The 19773-nt window shown below is 59.1% G+C and carries 14 protein-coding genes; 7 read left to right on the forward strand and 7 right to left on the reverse strand.

What is annotated here, in order from left to right:
* Positions 1-624: 624 nt before the first annotated feature.
* The 4 genes from Q0Z94_RS04765 (at position 625) to Q0Z94_RS04780 (ending at position 4479) form a co-directional block, all read left to right on the forward strand.
* The gene (locus Q0Z94_RS04765) at positions 625-1392 is read left to right on the forward strand and encodes a DpnI domain-containing protein (protein ID WP_298067880.1); all 768 of its coding nucleotides are present in this window, start codon (positions 625-627) and stop codon (positions 1390-1392) included.
* A gap of 762 nt (positions 1393-2154) precedes the next feature.
* A complete protein-coding gene (locus Q0Z94_RS04770; protein WP_298067881.1) occupies positions 2155-2964 on the forward strand; it encodes a transporter substrate-binding domain-containing protein in 810 nt (269 codons plus the stop codon).
* The gene (locus Q0Z94_RS04775) at positions 2964-3746 is read left to right on the forward strand and encodes an amino acid ABC transporter permease (RefSeq protein WP_298067882.1); all 783 of its coding nucleotides are present in this window, start codon (positions 2964-2966) and stop codon (positions 3744-3746) included. The genes Q0Z94_RS04770 and Q0Z94_RS04775 overlap by 1 nt, the downstream gene beginning before the upstream one ends.
* Positions 3736-4479 carry an ATP-binding cassette domain-containing protein gene (locus tag Q0Z94_RS04780; RefSeq protein WP_298067883.1) on the forward strand — a complete coding sequence of 248 codons (744 nt, stop codon included), beginning with the start codon at positions 3736-3738 and terminating at the stop codon, positions 4477-4479. The genes Q0Z94_RS04775 and Q0Z94_RS04780 overlap by 11 nt, the downstream gene beginning before the upstream one ends.
* Positions 4480-4571: 92 nt before the next feature.
* Here Q0Z94_RS04780 and Q0Z94_RS04785 read toward each other — a convergent pair whose 3' ends face one another.
* The 7 genes from Q0Z94_RS04785 to Q0Z94_RS04815 form a co-directional block, all read right to left on the reverse strand.
* A complete protein-coding gene (locus Q0Z94_RS04785) occupies positions 4572-6629 on the reverse strand; it encodes an HD domain-containing phosphohydrolase (protein WP_298067884.1) in 2058 nt (685 codons plus the stop codon).
* 67 nt (positions 6630-6696) lie between these two features.
* The gene (locus tag Q0Z94_RS04790; RefSeq protein WP_298067885.1) at positions 6697-7350 is read right to left on the reverse strand and encodes a transglutaminase-like cysteine peptidase; all 654 of its coding nucleotides are present in this window, start codon (positions 7348-7350) and stop codon (positions 6697-6699) included.
* Positions 7351-7409: 59 nt separating this feature from the next.
* Positions 7410-8780, reverse strand: coding sequence for a TolC family outer membrane protein (locus tag Q0Z94_RS04795; protein WP_298067886.1), 1371 nt, complete (start codon positions 8778-8780; stop codon positions 7410-7412).
* Between the two features lie 154 nt (positions 8781-8934).
* Positions 8935-10428, reverse strand: a complete 1494-nt coding sequence (locus Q0Z94_RS04800) for an HlyD family type I secretion periplasmic adaptor subunit (protein WP_298067887.1) — start codon at positions 10426-10428, stop codon at positions 8935-8937.
* 33 nt (positions 10429-10461) lie between these two features.
* On the reverse strand, positions 10462-12780 hold the full coding sequence (locus tag Q0Z94_RS04805; protein ID WP_298067888.1) for a type I secretion system permease/ATPase: 2319 nt from the start codon (positions 12778-12780) through the stop codon (positions 10462-10464).
* A gap of 385 nt (positions 12781-13165) precedes the next feature.
* Positions 13166-13852 (reverse strand): 5-formyltetrahydrofolate cyclo-ligase, encoded by a 687-nt coding sequence (locus tag Q0Z94_RS04810; protein WP_298067889.1) that lies wholly within the window; start codon positions 13850-13852, stop codon positions 13166-13168.
* A 142-nt stretch (positions 13853-13994) separates the two neighbouring features.
* Entirely contained in the window at positions 13995-15407 is a 1413-nt protein-coding gene (locus Q0Z94_RS04815) for a bifunctional folylpolyglutamate synthase/dihydrofolate synthase (RefSeq protein ID WP_298067890.1), read from the reverse strand.
* 379 nt (positions 15408-15786) lie between these two features.
* Between Q0Z94_RS04815 and Q0Z94_RS04820 the strand changes: the two genes are divergently transcribed.
* The 3 genes from Q0Z94_RS04820 (at position 15787) to Q0Z94_RS04830 (ending at position 19354) form a co-directional block, all read left to right on the forward strand.
* Positions 15787-17562 carry a formate--tetrahydrofolate ligase gene (locus Q0Z94_RS04820; RefSeq protein ID WP_298067902.1) on the forward strand — a complete coding sequence of 592 codons (1776 nt, stop codon included), beginning with the start codon at positions 15787-15789 and terminating at the stop codon, positions 17560-17562.
* A gap of 66 nt (positions 17563-17628) precedes the next feature.
* On the forward strand, positions 17629-18525 hold the full coding sequence (gene folD, locus Q0Z94_RS04825) for a bifunctional methylenetetrahydrofolate dehydrogenase/methenyltetrahydrofolate cyclohydrolase FolD (RefSeq protein WP_298067891.1): 897 nt from the start codon (positions 17629-17631) through the stop codon (positions 18523-18525).
* 1 nt (position 18526) lies between these two features.
* The gene (locus tag Q0Z94_RS04830) at positions 18527-19354 is read left to right on the forward strand and encodes a formate/nitrite transporter family protein (RefSeq protein WP_298067892.1); all 828 of its coding nucleotides are present in this window, start codon (positions 18527-18529) and stop codon (positions 19352-19354) included.
* Positions 19355-19773 lie beyond the last annotated feature (419 nt).

A 19773-nucleotide genomic window follows, 5' to 3' on the forward strand; every position in this document is an offset into this window, starting at 1 on the left:
GTTAGGGCGCGGCTGGTAAGAAAGCCTTACAGGCGCATAGGGGGAACCACCGGCTATGCCGGTGGGGCCCCATTTTGTCTGCTGGCCCCCACGGAAAGCGCCTGGTTTGATGTCTGGTAGTGTTCTCCTGTTTCTTACGCCCCTTCACCCCTTCCATTATCCCCCCCCTTACAAAAAATTGAGGATAGAAAAGATGGCGTTTCATTCATTTTTAGGCTATCCCAATTCGGGCGTACGCGACGGCTTTCCCACCTCGCTGCAACGGGTACAGAATTGACGGTGTCAATCTGATGTTTGTGGAGAACGGTATCGACAGATCCAAGGATTCCGAAAAACTCATGATTTCTTTTTCATCTGCCGTGGCGGAACTTGAACTGAAAAACTTTCTTGTGTAGCCCATGAAGGTCTGCCAGGAAATGCGCAGGAGAACAGGTGAATACGTTTAATGCCTTTCGAACAACAAAATAGGCTACGGCGTTGTATGGATGATATTCTCAGAACTTGAACTTGCCGACTCTGTGAAATCAATACACGGAAAAGGTGCAAAGATGGTCGTGAGTACTTCTGCCCCACGAAAAATTTCCATATGTGGAGCATAACTTGTAAAAAGAAACAGGTAGCTACATGGATTTAAAATTTAATATCAAACTTGGGGAAAAATATCGTTCCAGTTCTCAAAAGGCTCGCGTTTTGACAGAGTCATGGGTGGAAAATAATCTCTTTTGCCCTAGGTGTGGTCATAATAAAATATGCCATTTCTCAAACAATCGCCCAGTTGCAGATTTCTACTGTCCAAACTGTAAAAGCCAGTATGAGCTAAAAAGTAAACACGGAACATTGGGAACAAAAATTGCTGACGGCGCTTACAGAACCATGATTGAGCGTATTACTGGAAACGAAAATCCAGATTTTCTGGTTATGAGTTATTCATTGAGCGATATGAGCGTCACCAATCTCGTTTTTATCCCAAAATTCTTTTTTCTTCCTGATATAATTGAAAAAAGGCCACCTTTACCACCGACAGCACGACGGGCTGGTTGGATTGGCTGCAATCTTCTTATCGACAGAATACCACAACAAGGTCGAATTAGTATCATAAGCGATGGCCTTGAACAAAACCAGAAACATATTCTTGAACGAGTTAATGCAAGTCAGAAGTTGAACACATACAATATTCTCTACAGAAGTTGGATGATGGATATTTTGAATTGTATAAATGCCATACCGAAATATTATTTTGAACTTTCAGAATTATATGCTTTTGAGAATATACTTGCTGAAAAACATCAGAACAATCACAATATCCGTCCTAAAATTAGACAACAATTACAGCTACTACGAGATAAGGGAATTGTGGAATTTATAGAAAAAGGAAAATATAGAAAACTCTAAATGATCACAGCTAAATAAGACAGCAACGTCCTTCAGGGCTTTTCGCCTACGCTTGTGAAGCATTCCTCGCAAGCATTCTCCCACTGATGCCCCACCCCTCACGGCGGTCTGTATCAGGTGAAGGACAAGGATTCAAACCATAACGGTACGTTTGAAAGAAAAATCACTTCCCGGATACTTTTGAACAATGGTTCTTAGATCTGGAAAATACGCAGCCAGAGATACCTGCCTTTCCAGCTTTTGTGGCATTCGTTTCCGAATGCAGGCAAACTGCTTTGGCAGGTGCAATCTCTGGCAGAACAAAACTCAAAAGCGCAGCCCCTGGCAATGCCGGAAGCCGCGCTTTTTGTCTGCTGCCCTCATCCCTACGGAAAGCGCCTGGTTTGATGTCTGGCTGCGGTATCCCTCTGCCCCTGATGCTGATTTCCGAATATCCGCCTTTGTCAAATGCACGTCTGTCATCTCCCAGCATCGCCGGATTTGATGCCCCATGTGCCTTCTTTCCGCGCTTCATGGGCAGCCAGACAAATCTGCCCCGTCTGCTCACGGTTCCCTTTTCAGGCGTCCAGCACTCCACGGCAAGCAGGCGCCGCTTGACAACAGCGCCTTGTTTTCTTCAGGATAAGACACCGGCCAGAGGGTTCCGCCTCTGCCAGCCCGGCTCACCGGTGGACTGCGACATTCACAAAACGTGCCGAAGTTCATGAACTTTTTGGCGCTCCAGCCTGCGGCGCATTCACGCCTTTTCCAAGGAGGCTCCTCATGAAAAAATGTATCCTGCTTCTCACTGTGGCTCTGGTTCTGACCGTGCTTATGGCGGTCTGCCCGGCCTCGGCCAAAGAGAACAAAACGCTCATCGTGGCCATGGAACTGGCCTATCCTCCCTTTGAAACCAAGGATCAGGCCGGAAATCCCGCGGGGATCAGCGTCGATATCGTCAATGCCTTTGGCGCCTACGCCGGGTATGACATCCGCGTGGAAAACGTTTCGTGGGACGGGCTGATTCCCTCCCTGCAGACAGGAAAGGCCGACATGGTCATCTCTTCCATGACCATCACCAAGGATCGCCAGAAAATCGTCGATTTTTCCGACCCCTACGCCAACTGTCATCTGGCTATTCTGGCCAACCGCAATTCCGGCATCAAGACGATCGATGACCTGAACCAGCCCGGGAAAAAATTGGCGGTCAAGACCGGCTCCACCGGATATTTCTACGCCACGCGGCATCTGCCCAAGGCCAGCGTCACCGCGCTTCCCGATGAAAGCGCCTGCGTCACCGAAGTCGCACAGGGAAAGGCGGACGGCTTTCTCTATGATCAGCTGACCATCTACCGCAACTGGGCCAAGTTCAAGGACACCACCATGGCTGTGTTCATCCCCTTCCAGGATCCGGAAGAATGGGGTATCGCCGTGAAAAAGGGCAATACCAAACTGCTGAACGAACTCAACGCCTTTCTGGCGGACTTCAAGAAGCAGGGCGGCTATGAAAAGCTGACGGAAAAGTATATGTCGGAGGAAAAAGCCATCTTTGACAAATGGGGCTTTACCTGGTTCTTCGACATGGTGCATTGATGACCGCAAGCCCGAATCGGCCCCACGGCGAAAAGAAAACCTCGCTGACGGCGGCGCTCCTGAACACCCTGCTGGTCTGTCTGGTCTTCATCGCCCTGTTCTGGCTTTCTGTCGAGCGCATAGGTCTGGCACTGGATTTCTCCTTTGTGACGGAATACCGCATCCGGCTGCTGGATGGTTTTGTGATGACGGTTGCCCTGGGGGTCTGCGGATTCGTCCTCAGCTTCGTCTTCGGCGTTTTCAGCGCCCTGGGGCAGCTCAGTTCCAGCCTGGCCGTCCGCTACCTGTGCAGCGTCTATGTGACGCTTATCCGCGGCACCCCGCTCATCATGCAGATCTATCTTTTCTTCTATATCTTCGGCACGGCCTGGGGGGTTGAGAACCGCTTTCTGGCCGGAGTGCTCATCCTCTCCATCTTCGAGGGCGCGTACATTGCCGAGATTCTGCGCGGCGGGGTGCAGTCTCTGGACAAGGAACAGCTGGAGGCGGCCCGTGCGGTCGGCTTCAGCCGCTGGCAGACCGTGCGCTTTGTCTGGCTTCCCCAGCTCACGCTCGTGACCGCGCCCGCCCTGACGGGCCAGCTTGCCTCCATCATCAAGGATTCCTCCCTGCTCTCCATGATCGCCGTCATCGAGCTGACCCAGACCATCAGAGAGATCACGGCCAGCAATTTCAGGCTCTTTGAAGGCTACCTGTTTCTGGGCCTGCTGTACCTGTGCCTGACCCTGCCCATCAGCTTTCTCAGCAAGCGGCTGGAAAGAAAGGTACACCATGAAGCTTGAAATCAAGGATCTGTCCCTGTCCTTCCCCGGTCAGGCCGAACCGGTGCTGTCCCACATCCATTTCTGCGACAGCTTCGATTCTCTGGCCGTGATCGGCTCTTCAGGCGGCGGCAAGTCCACGCTGCTCCGGCTCCTGGGCGGCCTGCTCTCCCCCTCGTCCGGGGAAATTCTGGTGGACGGGAAAGCCCTGCCAAAGACTCCTGCCGCCTTGCAGCAGTACCGGAAAGAACTCGGCTTTGTCTTCCAGCACGGGGGGCTGTTCCGGCACATGACGGCGCTCCAGAACATTGTCACGCCGCTCATCCATGTGCACGGCTATCGCCCTGAAGCCGCGCAGGAACGCGCCCTTGCACTGCTGGAACAGCTGGGGCTGGAAAAGGATATGCACAAGCACCCCGCGCAGCTTTCCGGCGGGCAGAGGCAGCGCGTCGCCATCGCCCGCGCCCTGTCCGCCAATCCCAGATTTCTGCTGCTGGACGAACCGACCAGCGCTCTGGATCCGGAATACACCAGCGAAGTTCTCAGCACCCTGAACACTCTGAGGCAGGAAGGCGTGCAGATGATCATTGTCACGCACGAAATGGGCTTTGCCCGCCACGCCTGCGAAAAGGTGGCCTTCCTGCAGCGGGGAACCCTGGTGGAATGGGGCGAAAGCGCTGCCCTCTTCCGCAGCCCGCAGACGCCGCAGCTCCGGCAGTTCCTGGGGAAAATGCTGGAATGGAGCGGCGCCTAGAGCCGCAGGCGCTTTCCCGTTCCACAAAAAAACGCCCGAAGCGGCGCGAACCTTCGCGTCAGTCCGGGCGTTTGCGTTCTGGCTGTGCCAAATCAGGAGCGGGCAGCCAGTATGCCTTCCGGCGTGCTCAGTACCTTTTCCAGATGTTCCACCACCGTCTGATCGAAACGGGGGTTGTTTTCCAGTTCCGCAAGGGCCGTCCTTTCGTCCTTGCCCTTGTGGTAGGAACGGGAACTCACCATGGCGCAGAAAGCGTTCAGCACCGCAAGAATCCGCGCTTCGGGAAGGATGTCTTCCCCGTGCAGACCCCTGGGATAGCCCGAGCCGTCCATGTTTTCGTACATCTCATGCAGGGCACGCGCAATGGGCAGGTCGAAATCCACGCTCTCCATGAGGCGGAAGGCGTGTTCGGGAGCGCGGCGCACCTCCTGCAGTTCTTCCGGCGTGAGCTTGCCTTCCTTGGTGAGGATCTCGCGGGGGATGAACAGCTTGCCCACCTGGGAAAGCTGCGCACCCATGATCACCGTATTCCTGCCGTCTTCAGGCAGATCCATGCTTGCGGCCATCAGTTCGCCCAGGCGGGACATGCGCATGGAATGCCCGGCAAGGTAGGGATCCACGCTCTCCTCGGCCTGAGTGAAGGCCGTGATAAGACTTCTCTGCTGCCGGCGCATGCGTTCGCTGTGACGGCGAAATTCCGTGATGTCCTTCATGGTGACCACGGCGCCGCGGATGCTGTTGCGCACCTCCGTTTCGCTCGCGTCGAGGAACGGGAAAAGCGTCACGCGGTACAGGCGCTGATCCCCGTCCCGTTCCATGCGGACTTCGCAGGCTCCTTCCTTGTTGTTGAGGGCCACCTGACGAATCTGCTCAAGAAGAGCCGTGGCTGCCTCCATGGGGAAGCAGGAAAAGAGCGTCTGATCCAGAATTTCGTCTTCCTTCCTGCCAAGTATGCCCGCAAGGGCGGGGTTGCAGACACGGATCTGTCCTTTCACGTCCGCCATGAACAGCCCGACGTCAAGAGAGGTATTCACGCTGTCCAGGAGTTCCTTCTGGCGGGAGACAACCTGGTTGAGGCGGCGCAGCTCGGACGTCACGGCCATCTGCTGACGGCCGAAGGCCATCCACCACAAAAGCCCGCAGAGCAGCATAAAGCTCAGCCAGCCCAGAACCGCCGCAACGTACACGGGAACTTCAGCACGGAAGACCATTTCGTCCACCACCGCGGCCGGAGTTTCATGCACAAGCGTCCAGCCCAGAACCGGCAGTGTCGCCGACATGGAATAAACCATGCCGTTGTTCGGGAACACACTGCTGCGCAGGGCAAAGGGCAGTTTGCCCGTGCTTTCCGTCAGTGCCTTCTGGAGATCTTCGGGGAGGACTTCAGGCAGGGGAACCTGTATTCTTTCCCAGGCAGTGCCGCGCTTCTGGAGCATGGCCGCCGTTGCCATATCGTTCTGCTTCGGCCGGGCGATGAACTGCGTGATCCTGCTGAGTACAGGCGTAGAAGACATGAACACCGCCACGCACTTGTCCGGGGCTTCCAGCTCGTAGATCGGCTCGAACACGTCCAGAACAAGGCCGTCGGAAGTGCCGCGCACGGGCAGGAAGGTTGTCTTACCCGTCTTCATGGTGTTCAGTGCCGCCTCGCTCTGCGCGGAAGTCAGCGGCGTGGGCGTGCTGTAGGCCGAAAGGATGGTCTGGCCTTCTCTGTTGACAAGGCGCGCATCCAGGAGGCCGTTATAATTCATGAATTCCAGCAGGATGCGGCGCATGACCGGAGTTTCCTCGGAAAGAGCGGCCGCCGTGCCGGACAGTGAGTCCTCCCCGGCTGCGCCGGGATTTTCCGCAGCGCTCTGCTTCAGCCCGAAAAAGTCCCCGGAGAAGAGCCGGTACGTCTCGGATTCGCTCACCCGCTGCCGGAGCTTCTTCATGTCCGTATTCCAGATATCGACGGCCTGTCCGGCATCGGTGAGCCAGACTTCCACGTTCTGCTCATAGCGCTGCATCACTTCAACGCGGCGGCTTTCCAGCTGGGAAAGGCAGAAAAACAGGGCTATCCCGCCTGAAACGAGCGCAAGGCATACGCCGGCCAGGAGCGCCGATTTTTTGGAAAAGCCAAAGTGACTGAGACCTTCGCGGCTGTTCATTGCGTTCCTCCATTCCCCTGGGGAATGCTCCTTGTCTTTATGGCCTGAGCGCCGGCAGACAACGCCGTCACCTGGCCTTCACATGCACCCAACGGTGTTTTTCGTTCACGGAGAACTGCGGCGCATAGTTTCGCACACGTTCCGCAGGACGAACCGCGTCGGAAAGGTTGTCCAGGATATACACCTTGTCCCCGTCATACACGGCAAGTATGGCATGACCTATGTTGCGGATGGTTTCCTTCACAACCACAATGCGCATAGCGTCAACGGGAACTCCCAGCTCCTTCAAGGTATAATACTTGATGATGGAATAATCCTCGCAATCTCCGGATTTCGCCAGAAATTCATAAGGAGCCGCCCAGTAATCCTGCTTGCCATAGACTTCAGGATCGGTTCGATAGGGCCACCTGTTCCAGAACCTGTTAACAATGTTCAGCTTCTGCAGCAGTGTCTTCCCTTCTGTCTGCTGTTTCAGATCCTTCCAGAAGGTGGAAGAGTTAAAACGTTTTTCATCAAAGAAGATTGAGTGTTCCTCATGCTTCCTGATGGCGGAAAGCCAGTTCTGCTGTTTTTTCAGATCCATCTGAAATTCCACCGTCCCGAACAGACGAGGCTTCGCCTGTGCCGGAACGGTGAATCCCAGAAGGACAGAGAATAGCATGGAACACAGCACCAGCACAGACGCACGCACGGCATGGGCAAGACCTGTGTTGCTATTCATGTAAGTTTCAGCGCTCCCGCCGGCCTCACAAGGGACATTTCATGCCCCGGCAAAACCAGCTATTCCGGCAGGGTCAGGTGATCCAGCGGCTCATGGTCGGCAGGCGTGACCTTGAGCTGATCGGTGCTGATATCGAAGCCGGGAAGCAGATCAGAAGCCAGCGCCTTCAGCCGGTATGCGGCGATAAGCGTGTTGCCGAGGGCTGTGGCCGCCTGAGTGGAGGAGCTGTACAGTTCGTTTTCCGCGTCCAGCACATCGAGCAGACTGCGCTGGCCCATGTCGAACTGTTCCACATAGGCGTCGCGGGTGGTCTTGTTGTACTCTATGGCCTCGCGGTAGAATTCGAGCTGCTTCTGGGCCGATAGAAAATCCGTCCAGCTCTGCTCCACGCTGAGCTTCAGTTCGTCCATGTAGTCGTAGAGGACGCGGCGGCTCTGGCGGATGCGGGCGGCTGCGGCCTTGCTTTCGGCGACATCGGCTCCGCTGTTGAAGAGATTCCAGCGGACGACGGCGGCAACGCCCATTTCCGCCCTCCAGAGTTCATATTTTGCGCCTCTGTCGGAATAGGAGGGACCAGCCTCAATGCTGATGTTCGGATGATAGGCGGAACGCGCCTGTTCCCGGACAGCGGTGGCTGCCTTCACGTCCTCGATATAGGCCGCGACTTTGGGATTGTTCTTCTGCGCGGCCCGAAGCACGTCCTCCGGGGACATGAACATCTCCGTGGGCATGTCCACCGGACCAAGGGACTCGCCGGAATGACGGGTCAGGCGGGTATAGGTATCCTCTCCGTTGCGCAGGGAGGCACGGGCTTCAACAAGGGTGGAACGGGCACGGGCCAGACGGCTCTGCGCCTGGGAAACGTCGGCCATGGTATCTATTCCTTCCGATTCGCGGGCGCGGGCCTTTTCCAGAATCTGCTCATGCGCGTTCACGTTGTCTTCGGACAGGCGGTAAATCTGCTGGCGGCGCAGCACGTCCACATGGGCGATGATGGCGTCCAGGGCCAGGGTGTTGGCGTTGTCAAGGACGCGCCAGTCCAGGGAACGATAGGTCGCCTCGGCTTCGCGCACCTTCCCGCGGGTCAGCCAGCCGTCCCACAAAGGTTGGGTGAGGATCAGGGACGCCGAAGAATACGGCATGGTGTTATCGTAGCCGTAGGAGCGGGTCGTGCTGTCTTGAAGTTTACCGAAGCCGCCCCGAGCCTCAAGATCGAGCCGAGGCCCCCAGCCGGCTTTGGCCCTTTCAATTTCATGGCCCACAGCGGACCGGTTCTCCTCAAGGGCCTTGATGGAGTTGTTGACCCTGAGCAATGCCTCGATGGATTCCTTCAGAGGAATGGGGGCATTCTTGTTTTCAGCGCGTGCCGGCGACGCCGCGACGGCGATACCCAGCAGAAGAGAAACCAGCAGAACAGAAAAACGTTTCATAGCTTTTGCCTCTAGTAGAGAGAGAGAGAGAGAGAGAGAGAGAGAGCACATGAAAAAAACCTCACCTGCGACGTTTTAGACGCACTCTACACGAAACGCTGTCATTAATCTACCTTTCTTGGCACATTGACAAAAACTTCACAGAAAAGTTCGCCTATTTTTCTCTCAGGGCGTTCTGTTTTGCCTTGAGTATGGGCTTGAGCAGATAGTCCAGAACCGTCTTCTTGCCTGTCATGATATCCACGGTAGTCATCATGCCCGGCATAATGGGCAGCTCCTCTCCACGATAGACAATGGAGGTCTTCATGGTGCGTACCTTCACCTGATAGTAAAACTCTCCGCGCTTGTCCTCGATGGTATCGGCACTGATCTGCTCCAATACTCCGTCCAGACCTCCATAGATGGAGAAATCGTAGGCGGACACCTTGACCATAGCCTTCTGTCCAGGATGCAGAAAGGCCACATCCGCCGGGCGCACCCGTGCTTCCACCAGGAGCGTATCGTCCAGAGGCACGATTTCCATGATGGGCTCGCCGGGTTTGACCACGCCGCCCAGGGTGTTGATGTATATCTTCTTCACCGTGCCGCGTACAGGGGAGCGCAGCTCCGTTCTGGTCACGCGGTCGCTTCCGGCGGAGAGACTTTCGCGCAGGGAAGCGAGTTCCAGACTGCGCTTGTTGATTTCCTCCATGAGTGCGGAATCTAGTTCGGCCTTGCGCAGCTCTATGCGGTGCTCGGCTTCGCTGGACGCGGCCTCGGCCTTGGGAATGGACACTTCCAGCGTGTTGATCTCGCCCTGTACCTGCACGGAGCGTTCCTGAAGCTCCAGATACTGCTGGCGGGAATAACTGCGCTTTTCCAGAAGTGAGGAGGCCATGCCAAGCTGCTGGCGGATAAGGTTGATGCTGGCGGTGAGCTGCTCCTTGCGGGCGAGCTGCTCCTTCACTTCCTGGCGGCGCTGCTCATACTGGGCCATGAGGACTTCCAGTTCCGACGTGCGCTGCCGGTTCTGTACGGCAAAGGTCTCTTCCTGCACCTCCATGAGATGCTTGCCCTGATCAAGCTGATCCTCGGTGAGTGTATAGCCTATGCCGCGCTCCAGCCAGTCCCTGATGTTCTCCGGCCAAGTCAGCGGCGTATTGAACACGCAGGCCTTGAGCCGCCGGACGGCGATGAGGTGTTCCATAGCCTTGTAGAGCATATCGCGCAGATTGCTTTCGGCCATTTCATTGCTGAGCCGGGCGAGAACATCGTTCTTTTCCACGATCTGCCCTTCGTGGACTTCCACGAAGCTCAGAATGCCGCCTTCAAGGTTCTGAATGATCTGCGTGCGGGAAGACGGGATGACCTGACCCTCCGCATGGGTGACTTCGTCCAGCGTGGCCACACTCGCCCAGAGGATGAACAGCACAAAAAAGGTGAAGACTCCGATGGACAGCCAGCGCGCCCCCCTGGTAGGCCGCCTGGCCAGTGCAGCTTCCACTTCCGCCGCGTAGGGCAGATCTTCGGGCAGGAGTTCGCGGGCATGGGCGGCCGGTTCGAAAAGGCTCTGCGCAGGCTTCGGCTGCTGCGGGGGAACGCCTCCTCCGAACGGTTCGCTGCGGCCCTTCTCCGGCGCGCTGTCAATAGGCTTCTTCTCTGTATCCATACGACGCTGATTTCCTGTATAATGACTGACGCTTCACGCACCGTGAACGGCCGGTGCCGGCCCTTCCTTTTTGCCAGAAGCTGCGGAAGCGGCCTTCCGTACGGAAGCCTGCGCCCCCTGAACAACCTTGGCCACGGCGTCCTGCGCGGCTTTGAGCGGGGCGGACTGAGCGCTTCGCGCCCTCTGCCCTTCCTGAAGTTTTTGCAGTACGGCCTCCTTGGGGCCGTCCAGGACTATCTTGCCCTCGTTCATGACGATGAGCCTGTCCACCATGCGCAGCATACTGAGCCTGTGCGTGATAAGAATGAGCGTCTTGTCCTTCGTGGCCGCGGCCAGCCGCTGCTGTACCAGATGCTCGGACTCCACGTCCATGTTGCTGGTCGGCTCATCGAGGATGAGGACATCGGGGTCGCGCACCAGCGCACGGGCAAGCCCTATGGCCTGCCTCTGCCCGCCGGAAAGGTTGCGGCCCTGTTCGCCCACCTGCGCCCCGTAGCCGGAAGGATGCTTCCTGACGAAGTCGGCCACGCCGGAAATTGCGGAAGCCCGCAGGATAAGGTGGTCGTTGATGGTCGGATCGCCAAGGGCGATATTGTCACGCACCGAGCCGTAGAACAGCACCACTTCCTGAGGCAGGAACCCCGTACGGCTGCGAAGATCCGCCGTGGCGAGCTGCGCAATATCCACGCCGCCGAACGTGACCTGCCCCTCCTTCGGCTGATACAGACCGATGAGGAGTTTGCCCAGTGTACTCTTGCCCGAACCCATCTTCCCGATGATGCCCACCTTTTCGCCGGGGCGTATGCGCAGGGATACGCCGTCAAGGGCCAGGGCCTGCGCCCCGGGGTAGGCGAAGCTCACGCCGTCCATGACAAAGTCGCAGGACAGCGAGCCGAAGTCCATGCAGGCGGCCTGATCCTGATTCTCCGAGGGCAGTTCCATGAGCGTATTCAGCGCCTTGAGCGACACCCGCGAGTTCTGGAGCCGCGTCAGCAGGGAGGCGAGCTGGAGCAGCGGGGCCATGATGCGCCCCACAAGGATATTGCAACCGATAAGCCCGCCCATGCTCATTTCCCCGGAGCCGATGCGATAGACACCCCAGATCACCATGCCCACGGTGACCATCTGGGTGATGAAGGTGGCGAAGCTCACGGCGCGGGTGCTGTACTTGCGGGCCTCGTTGGAAGACTGGGCGGAAATGCCGGACACGGCTTCCCACAGGCGCTGCATACGGCTTTCCGCCATACAGCCCTTGACGGTTTCCAGCCCGTTCACCATTTCCACAAGGAGCGCGTTCTTCTGCATACTGTGCCGGTAACTTTTTTCCGCGCTCTTGCGGGCGGCCATCTGGAGGTAGATCCCCGCACCGAGAAGCACGGGCATGGCCCCCAGCGGCAGCAGCACAAGCGGACCGCCGATAAATGCCAGCAGCAGAAAGAAGAGTATCAGGAACGGGATGTCGATGCAGGCAAGAAAGGTAGTGGAGCTGAAAAATTCCCGCAGGGACTCGAATTCCCGCAGATTGTTCACCAGTGCGCCTGTGGATTCCGGCTTGGAGTCCATGCGCATGGACAGCACCTTGTCCACAAGCCTGCTGGAGAGCACCACGTCGGCGTTGCGCCCGGCCAGATCCACAAAGTGGCTGCGGAGACTGCGCAGCAGAAAGTCGAAGAGGTAGGCGAGGGTCACGCCGGCGGCCAGCACCCACAGCGTTTCATAGGCGTTGTTGGGAATGACGCGATCGTACACGTTCATGACGAAGAGCGAGCTTGCCACGGCGATGGTGTTCACCACCACACTGGCCAGGGCCACATGCCGGTAGATGGGCATGTAGAAACGCAGCACACTCCAGAACCAGTCCTTGCCGGCCTTGAGCTTCACCGGCTCGGTGCGGGCGTCGGCACGAGTTTCCAGAGCGCCGAACACGGCGTAGCCCGAATACTGCTCCTTGAGTTCATCCAGAGAAAGCGTCTGCGAGCTGTCGCCGAACTCCGCAAGGATGACCTGCGCCTTGTCCCCGTCGATGGAGGTCAGCACGCAGGAGGTATTATCCTTTAATAAGAGGATGCACGGCATGGTCAGCGGGGAAATGCCGTCCAGCTTCGGGCGGTACATGACTTTCCCCTTGAGGCCCGCCCGTTCCGCAGCCCGAAGGCAGGCACCCACACTGACCTTTTCCGAACCGGCAAGCCCGGCGAGCAGGAACTGCGGCGAGACATGCTTGCCCTTGAGGAGCATGAGCGTGGAAAGGCTTCGCAGAAGCGCGGGCATAAAGTCCACTTCCGAAGGGGAAAGCGGAGTGGTGGCCGAAGCCGTCGGAGAAATGTGCTGTTGCTGTTGAAGTTCGCTCATGCTGCCTGCCTTGTTCTATCTTCCGTAGCAAACAAGAGATGTTTCAATCCACAGTCGCCCCCATCCGCCGACTGACTCCGCAACCGGCGGATAGGGGCCGTGCGGATTGCCCCTCCCTTCCCCGCTTCGGCGGCGTAACCATGTTTGCCGGCAGAAGCCGGACAAACACGCCGCCTGCGCTATCAGCTCGCTGGCGCTCGCGCCTCCGGCGGTTAAGGAAGGGAGAGGTTACGGAATAGGATTTCATCGGCTTCGCCGTTTTATCAACTACTCTTTTCCCCCTGAAGGGGGAGGTCTCAAACCACAAAGGAATTTTTGATGACCGGTGTTCAGATATAGCAAAATGCTCCCGCCTAGTCCAGTTCTGTATCAGACCTTTCCGGGGTTAAAAAAACGGCGCGGCGGGCGCACAGCCGCAGCTCCCGTTACGGCTTTCCCGCGAGTGCCAGCGGCTCTGGCCCGGACACGAAGCGGCGGGACAAAACAGACCGTCTTCGGTGCACAGGAAGCTCACCGCCCTGTCCCAGGCATCAAGGGGAAGCTCGGGCAGCACGAGTTCGCCGAAGCAAAGCCCCACGCTGGAACAGGCGGCACGGGCGAGCAGGCGGTCGTAATAACCTCCGCCGTAGCCCAGCCGGTGCCCTCTCCGGTCGAAAGCCAGCCCCGGAACAACGAGCAGTGTTTCTTCCCCCGCCTGAAGTTCGTCTTCAGACAAGAGGCGGCTTTCCGCGTTCAGCTCCGGTTCCGGGATGCCGAAGCCGGAGATTCGAAGCTCCTCAGAGCCTGCACAGGCGGCCAGATCCATTTCTCCGGGCTGTCCGGGACGGCAGCGGGGCAGAAACACCTCGCGCCCGCTGCGCCATGCCGCTTCGAGAAGCAGTGCCGTGTCCGGCTCCCCCTTCACGGCACAGTAGAGGACAACACGGCGGCTGCGGCTCCACAGATCGCCCGCCAGCAGACGGCGCTGCATACGGCGGCAGCGTCCTGCTCCTTCCGGGCCTTCGCGGAGTGCGCTGCGCCTGGCCCTCAGCCGTGGGCGCAGTTCAGACTTGGCAAGAAATGCGTATTTCATGTTTCAACCACAATCAGCTCACTCTTCCGGCTGACTCCGCAGGTGACTGCCCCGCTTCGGTGGCGTAACCAAGTTTGCCGGCAGAAGCCGGACAAACACGCCGCCTTCGCTATCAGCTCGCTGACGCTCGCGCCTCCGGCGGTTAAGGAAAGGATAGGGGCATCGTGCGGATTGCCTCTCGCGAGGGGGGAGAGTACGGAAAATTTTCATCGGATTTGCCCTCCATGAGCGCGGGATACAGGGAAAACAGCGCGGAAAGCAGATACAGGGAACCGCAGACCAGCACGGGCCGGCGGCCGGCGGCCTTTGCAGCAGCGGCGAGAGCCTGCGGGATCCCCTCGGCTACCGCGGCGTTCCCGCCCACGAAGGAGGCCAGCGTTTCCCCGGAAGCGGCGCGGTGATTGTCCGGTATGGTGGGAACAAAAACAGGCACGTTCCCGGCCGTCCGGCGCAGGAGTGCGGAAAGACGTTCAGGATCCTTGTCCGCAAGGCAGGAAAAAACCACGGCTCCGGGCTTGAGCACTGCGGGCATGGCGTCCACGGCTTCCTTCAGGGCCGTCATGCCGTGGGTGTTGTGCGCGCCGTCCAGCCAGAGCGCGGGCAGGCCGTTCCCCGCGGGCACGAACTGGAGCCTGCCGGGAATAAACGCCTGCCTCAGCCCTTCGGCGATGGCGGTCTTGTCCGTCTTCCATCCGAAGCGGCGGCAGAGCAGCACCCAGGCCAGAAGCGCCGTCTGCGCATTGACGCGCTGATGCGCACCATAAAGACCAAGTTCGGAATCCTTCGTCAGCACGGCGCAGGCTTGCAGCTCTTCCGGCAGACTGTTCCACAGCTCCCGTCCGGCGGGTGTGCACGGCCCGCCCGCCTCCTGCGGGAGGGAAAAGAGCGGAACGTCCCTTTTCCCCGCTTTGGCTTCAAGAACGGCGCGGGCCGCTTCAGGCTGAGGGGCGCTCACCGCCGCCAGAATGCCGGGACGCAGGGCGTCCGACTTGTCATCCGCTATCTCGGCCAGCGTGCCGCCGAGCACGTCCGTGTGATCCAGTCCCATGGGCGTAAAGCAGACCATGTCCGCGGGGAGCGCCGTGGTTCCGTCCCAGCGGCCGCCGAGTCCGGCCTCGCAGACCACGAGATCACACTGACTGCTGCGAAAAAAATCCGCCGCCATGACCGTGAGCAGTTCGAAATAGGTAAGCCCGGGGCAGGCTGCGACAGCGCGGCTCGCGTACACAGGCCATTCTTCACGGGGAAGCGTACTTTGGCCGATACGGATACGCTCTTCCGGCCGGACAAAATGGGGCGAGGTGTAAAGCCCCGTCTTCAGGCCGTGAGCCATGGCCAGCGACTGCAGAAACGTTGAGGTGGAGCCTTTGCCGTTCGTTCCCACCACCTGCACCGTGGGACAGGACGGACGGCCAAGCCCCAGGGACGCCAAAGCCCGCTTCATGCGGTCAAGACCGAGTTCCACATGAAAAAGTCCGAGGCCGTCCAGATAGGCAACGGCCTCGTCGTAGCTGTGAAAGACAGGCGGCTGCCTGTCGAAATCCTTCTCCGGCATGGATGTTCCCCCAGGTTCACGGCAGCCCCATACGCGAGCCGCCCGCGCAGTATGTCCCTTCCAGGCCGGGAAGACAAGAAAAAGCCTGCGTCTCGTCCCCTCCGTCACAAGCACGGCTTTCAGCCCTTTTTCACTGCAACCGATAGACTAACGGGCGATTCTGCTATAAACTGCCCTTGCGTTCAGAAAAGGCCGCATGCGGAACCTTGCCGCCGGGCGGCGCAGACGGGGTTCGTCTGTTCCCGTTCTGTTCCGAAGCGTATACCCCGCCTTCCCCGCGCCGGAGGTTGTGCGTTTTTTCTGGAAGGCCCGCCGCGTCAGGGTATGCGAAACGCTGAAACAGGGAGCGCGGCCAGCGCCCGCCCCGCCGAAAGGAGGAATTATGCTCGATCCGAAGCTTCATGCCGACTGGGAAATCGCTCAGGAAGCCGAAAAAACGATGAAAACGGTGTACCAGCTCGGCAGGGAGCTGGGGCTGGAAGAAAGCGAACTTCTCCCCTACGGCCACTACATGGGCAAGATCGACTACCGGGCGGTGCTGCGCCGTCTGGGAAGCAGACCCGACGGCAAATATATCGACGTGACAGCCATCACGCCCACACCCCTCGGCGAAGGCAAGTCCACCACGACCATCGGCCTGGTGCAGGGCCTCGGCCGCAGGGGAAAGAAGACCTCCGCCGCCATACGTCAGCCCTCCGGCGGGCCGACCATGGGCATGAAAGGCTCAGCCGCGGGCGGCGGACTTTCGCAGTGCATTCCCCTCACGCAGTATTCCCTCGGCTTCACCGGCGACATCAACGCCGTGGCCAACGCGCACAACCTCGCCATGGTGGCCCTCACCTCGCGTATGCAGCACGAGCGCAACAACAGCGATGAACGCATCCTTGCGCTGTCCAAAATGCCCAAGCTGAACATCGACCCCACCAACGTCAACATGGGCTGGGTCATGGACTTCTGCTGTCAGGCACTGCGCAACATCATCATCGGCATTGACGGCGTCAACGGCAGGATGGACGGCTTCATGATGCGTTCACGCTTCGACATCGCCGTGGGCAGCGAAGTCATGGCCATTCTGGCCGTGTCCAGCGACCTTGCCGACATGCGCCGCCGCATGGGTAAAATCATCGTCGCCTACGACCGCGACGGCAAGCCCGTGACCACCGCAGACCTGGAAGTGGCCGGTGCCATGACCGCGTGGATGGTTGAGGCGCTGAACCCCAACCTCATCCAGACCATCGAAGGCCAGCCCGTGTTCGTCCATGCCGGACCGTTCGCCAATATCGCGCTGGGGCAAAGCTCCGTCATCGCCGACCGCCTCGGTCTCAAGCTCTCCGATTACCATGTGACGGAATCCGGCTTCGGCGCGGACATCGGCTATGAAAAATTCTGGAACCTTAAGTGCCATTACAGCGGACTCACCCCCGATGCCGCGGTGGTGGTGGCCACGGTACGCGCCCTCAAGAGCCACGGCGGAGCGCCCACGCCCGTGCCCGGCCGTCCCCTGCCTGCGGAATACGCCTCCGAAAACGTGGGCTTTGTGGAAGCTGGATGCTGCAACCTGCTGCGTCACCTTGAAAACGTGAAGAAGTCCGGCGTCTCTCCGGTGGTGTGCATCAACGCCTTCGTCACCGACACCAGGGCGGAGATCGCCAAAATCCGCGAACTCTGCGAGGCCGCCGGAGCGCGCGTGGCCGTGTCCACTCATTGGGAACACGGCGGAGAAGGTGCGCTGGAACTGGCCGACGCCGTACTGGACGCCTGCGCGGAAAAGACGGAATTCAAGCCGCTGTACGACTGGAACATGCCCTTCAAGGAACGCATTGACCTTGTGGCCCGCGAAGTCTACGGAGCCGACGGCGTGGACTTCTCCGCGGAAGCCGAAAGCAAGCTCGCCAACATACAGGCCCGGCCCGACGCTGCGGAGCTGGGCCTGTGCATGGCCAAGACCCAATATTCCTTCTCCGACAACCCCAACCTCAAGGGGGTACCCACGGGCTGGCGGCTGAAGGTGCGCGACGTGCTCATCTACGGCGGCGCGGGCTTCGTTGTCCCCGTCTCCGGCAAGATTTCGCTCATGCCCGGCACCGGCTCGAATCCGGCCTTCCGCCGGGTGGACGTGGATACCGAAACGGGCAAGGTGCGCGGCGTCTTCTAAACAACGTCCTATCGGGCGGCTCAGAACACGGGCCGCCCTTTTCCATTCTTTTTTCAAGGAGTTTTCATGTCTGCTCGGATCATTGACGGCGCCGCCCTCAGCAAGGCCATTCTCGAAGAACTGCGCACTGAAGTCGCCGAAATGAAGCAGCGCTCCGGCAAGGTTCCCGGGCTGGTCACGATACTCGTCGGCGAAAATCCGGCCTCAGTGAGCTACGTCGCCCGCAAGGTGCGCACGGCCTCTTCCCTCGGCTTCCACGAAGTGCAGGACAGCCGCGGAGCAGACATCACGGAGGAGGAACTGCTCGCACTCATCCGCGCCTATAATGCTGACCCCGAGATCCACGGCATTCTCGTCCAGCTCCCCCTGCCGCGGCACATCGACGAACACCGCGTGCTGCTGGCCATCGACCCCGACAAGGACGTGGACGGCTTCCATCCCGTGAATCTCGGCCGCCTGCTCATCGGCGGAGAGGCCGTCACCTTCCTGCCCTGTACGCCCGCCGGCATTCAGGAACTGCTCGTCCGCTCCGGCGTGGAGCTGAACGGCGCGGAAGTCGTGGTGGTGGGCCGTTCCAACATCGTCGGCAAGCCTCTCGCCGTCATGCTGGGGCAGAAGGGCGCAGGAGCCAACGCCACCGTCACGCTGACCCATACCGGCACGAAAGACCTTGCCGCCCACTGCCGCCGCGCCGACGTACTCATCGCCGCCGCCGGCGTTCCGGGGCTGATCCGGCCCGACTGGATCAAGCCGGGGGCCGCCGTCATCGACGTGGGCGTGAACCGCGTGGGCTTCAACGAAAAGACGGGCAGAGCCATCCTTGCGGGGGACGTGGACTTTGCCGAAGCCTGCAAGGTGGCTGGACTCATCACGCCCGTGCCCGGCGGCGTCGGACCCATGACCATCGCCATGCTCATGAAAAACACCGTGCGTTCCGCATGGAAACATCTCAGGGGGATCTGATATGGCAGACAGAACGCTCCCTTCCACTCTGGACGCGGTAGCGGAATCCATGCGCGCCAAGGCCGCCCTACCCCTGCGGCAGGCGCTGACGCTGGCAGTGCTCGGCGGAGCCTACATCGCTCTTGCGGGCTTCGGCTCCACCGCGGTGAGCTGCAATCTCACAGCCTCACCGGACACCTGGGGACTGGGACGCTGCCTGTCCGGACTGCTCTTCCCCATCGGGCTGATGATGATCGTTGTGGGCGGGGGCGAACTCTTCACCGGAAACTGCCTCATGCCGGAAGCCGTGCGCCGGAACACCCTGAGCGTGCCCGCCATGCTCCGGAGCTGGCTTCTGGTCTATCTGGGCAACGCGGTCGGAGCCGTGATCACGGCTTGGCTGCTCTCCCTTTCCGGGCTTTTTCAGGCAGCAGGCGGCGCCGTGGCCGCGGCTGTCATCAGGACGGCGGCGGGCAAGGCCGCACTGGGCGGAACGCAGGCCTTTGTGCTGGGTATACTCTGCAACTGGCTGGTCTGCCTCGCCGTCTGGCTGTCCAGCCGCACGGATACCGCGGCGCACAAGGCACTGCTGCTCTTCTTTCCCATCTGGCTGTTCGTGGCCTCCGGCTACGAACACTCCGTCGCCAATATGTACTATCTGAGCGCCGGAGTCCTTGCCGCGGCAGATCCGGCGGCGTTCGCCGCCTCGGGGCTCGCGCCGTCCGCAGTGGCTGCGCTCTCCGCGGGCGGGATAGCCGCCAACATGCTCTTCGTCACCCTGGGGAACATCGTGGGCGGGGCGCTCTTCGTGGGCGGGGCCTACGCCCTGGCCTACGGCAGACGGACGTGAACAGGAATCAGCCTGCGGCAGCGAAGTCACTCGCACAAGGGTTGACTGTGGATTGAACCTTGACGGCGTCCATCCTCTCTGCAGCGCAAAAATTTTCGTGTGCCCGGCGCCTGCCTCTTCTTATTCCTGTTTTTCCTTCTGCCGCAAGGGCTGCCGTGCATTCATCCCATAAGTTCTGACATTCACAACATCTCCCGGCAAGGAATTTTTCGGAACAGCTTTTCCGTCTGCACGGAAAGGTTGCAGGACTTTTTAAGCCGTGCGCGACCTTGTGTAAATTTTATTTTCTGTAATATCAATAGGATACAATGTCATTCATCCGTCATTCCCATGAGAAAAAATGTACAGGCAAAAGTTTTACCTTTTATTATCAAACCCTCTTGCCTTATTTGGGGTTTTCCCTTTATCTTAGTACCATA

Origin of the sequence: uncultured Mailhella sp. (assembly GCF_947631555.1) — a bacterium.
In the GTDB taxonomy this organism is placed as follows: domain Bacteria; phylum Desulfobacterota; class Desulfovibrionia; order Desulfovibrionales; family Desulfovibrionaceae; genus Mailhella.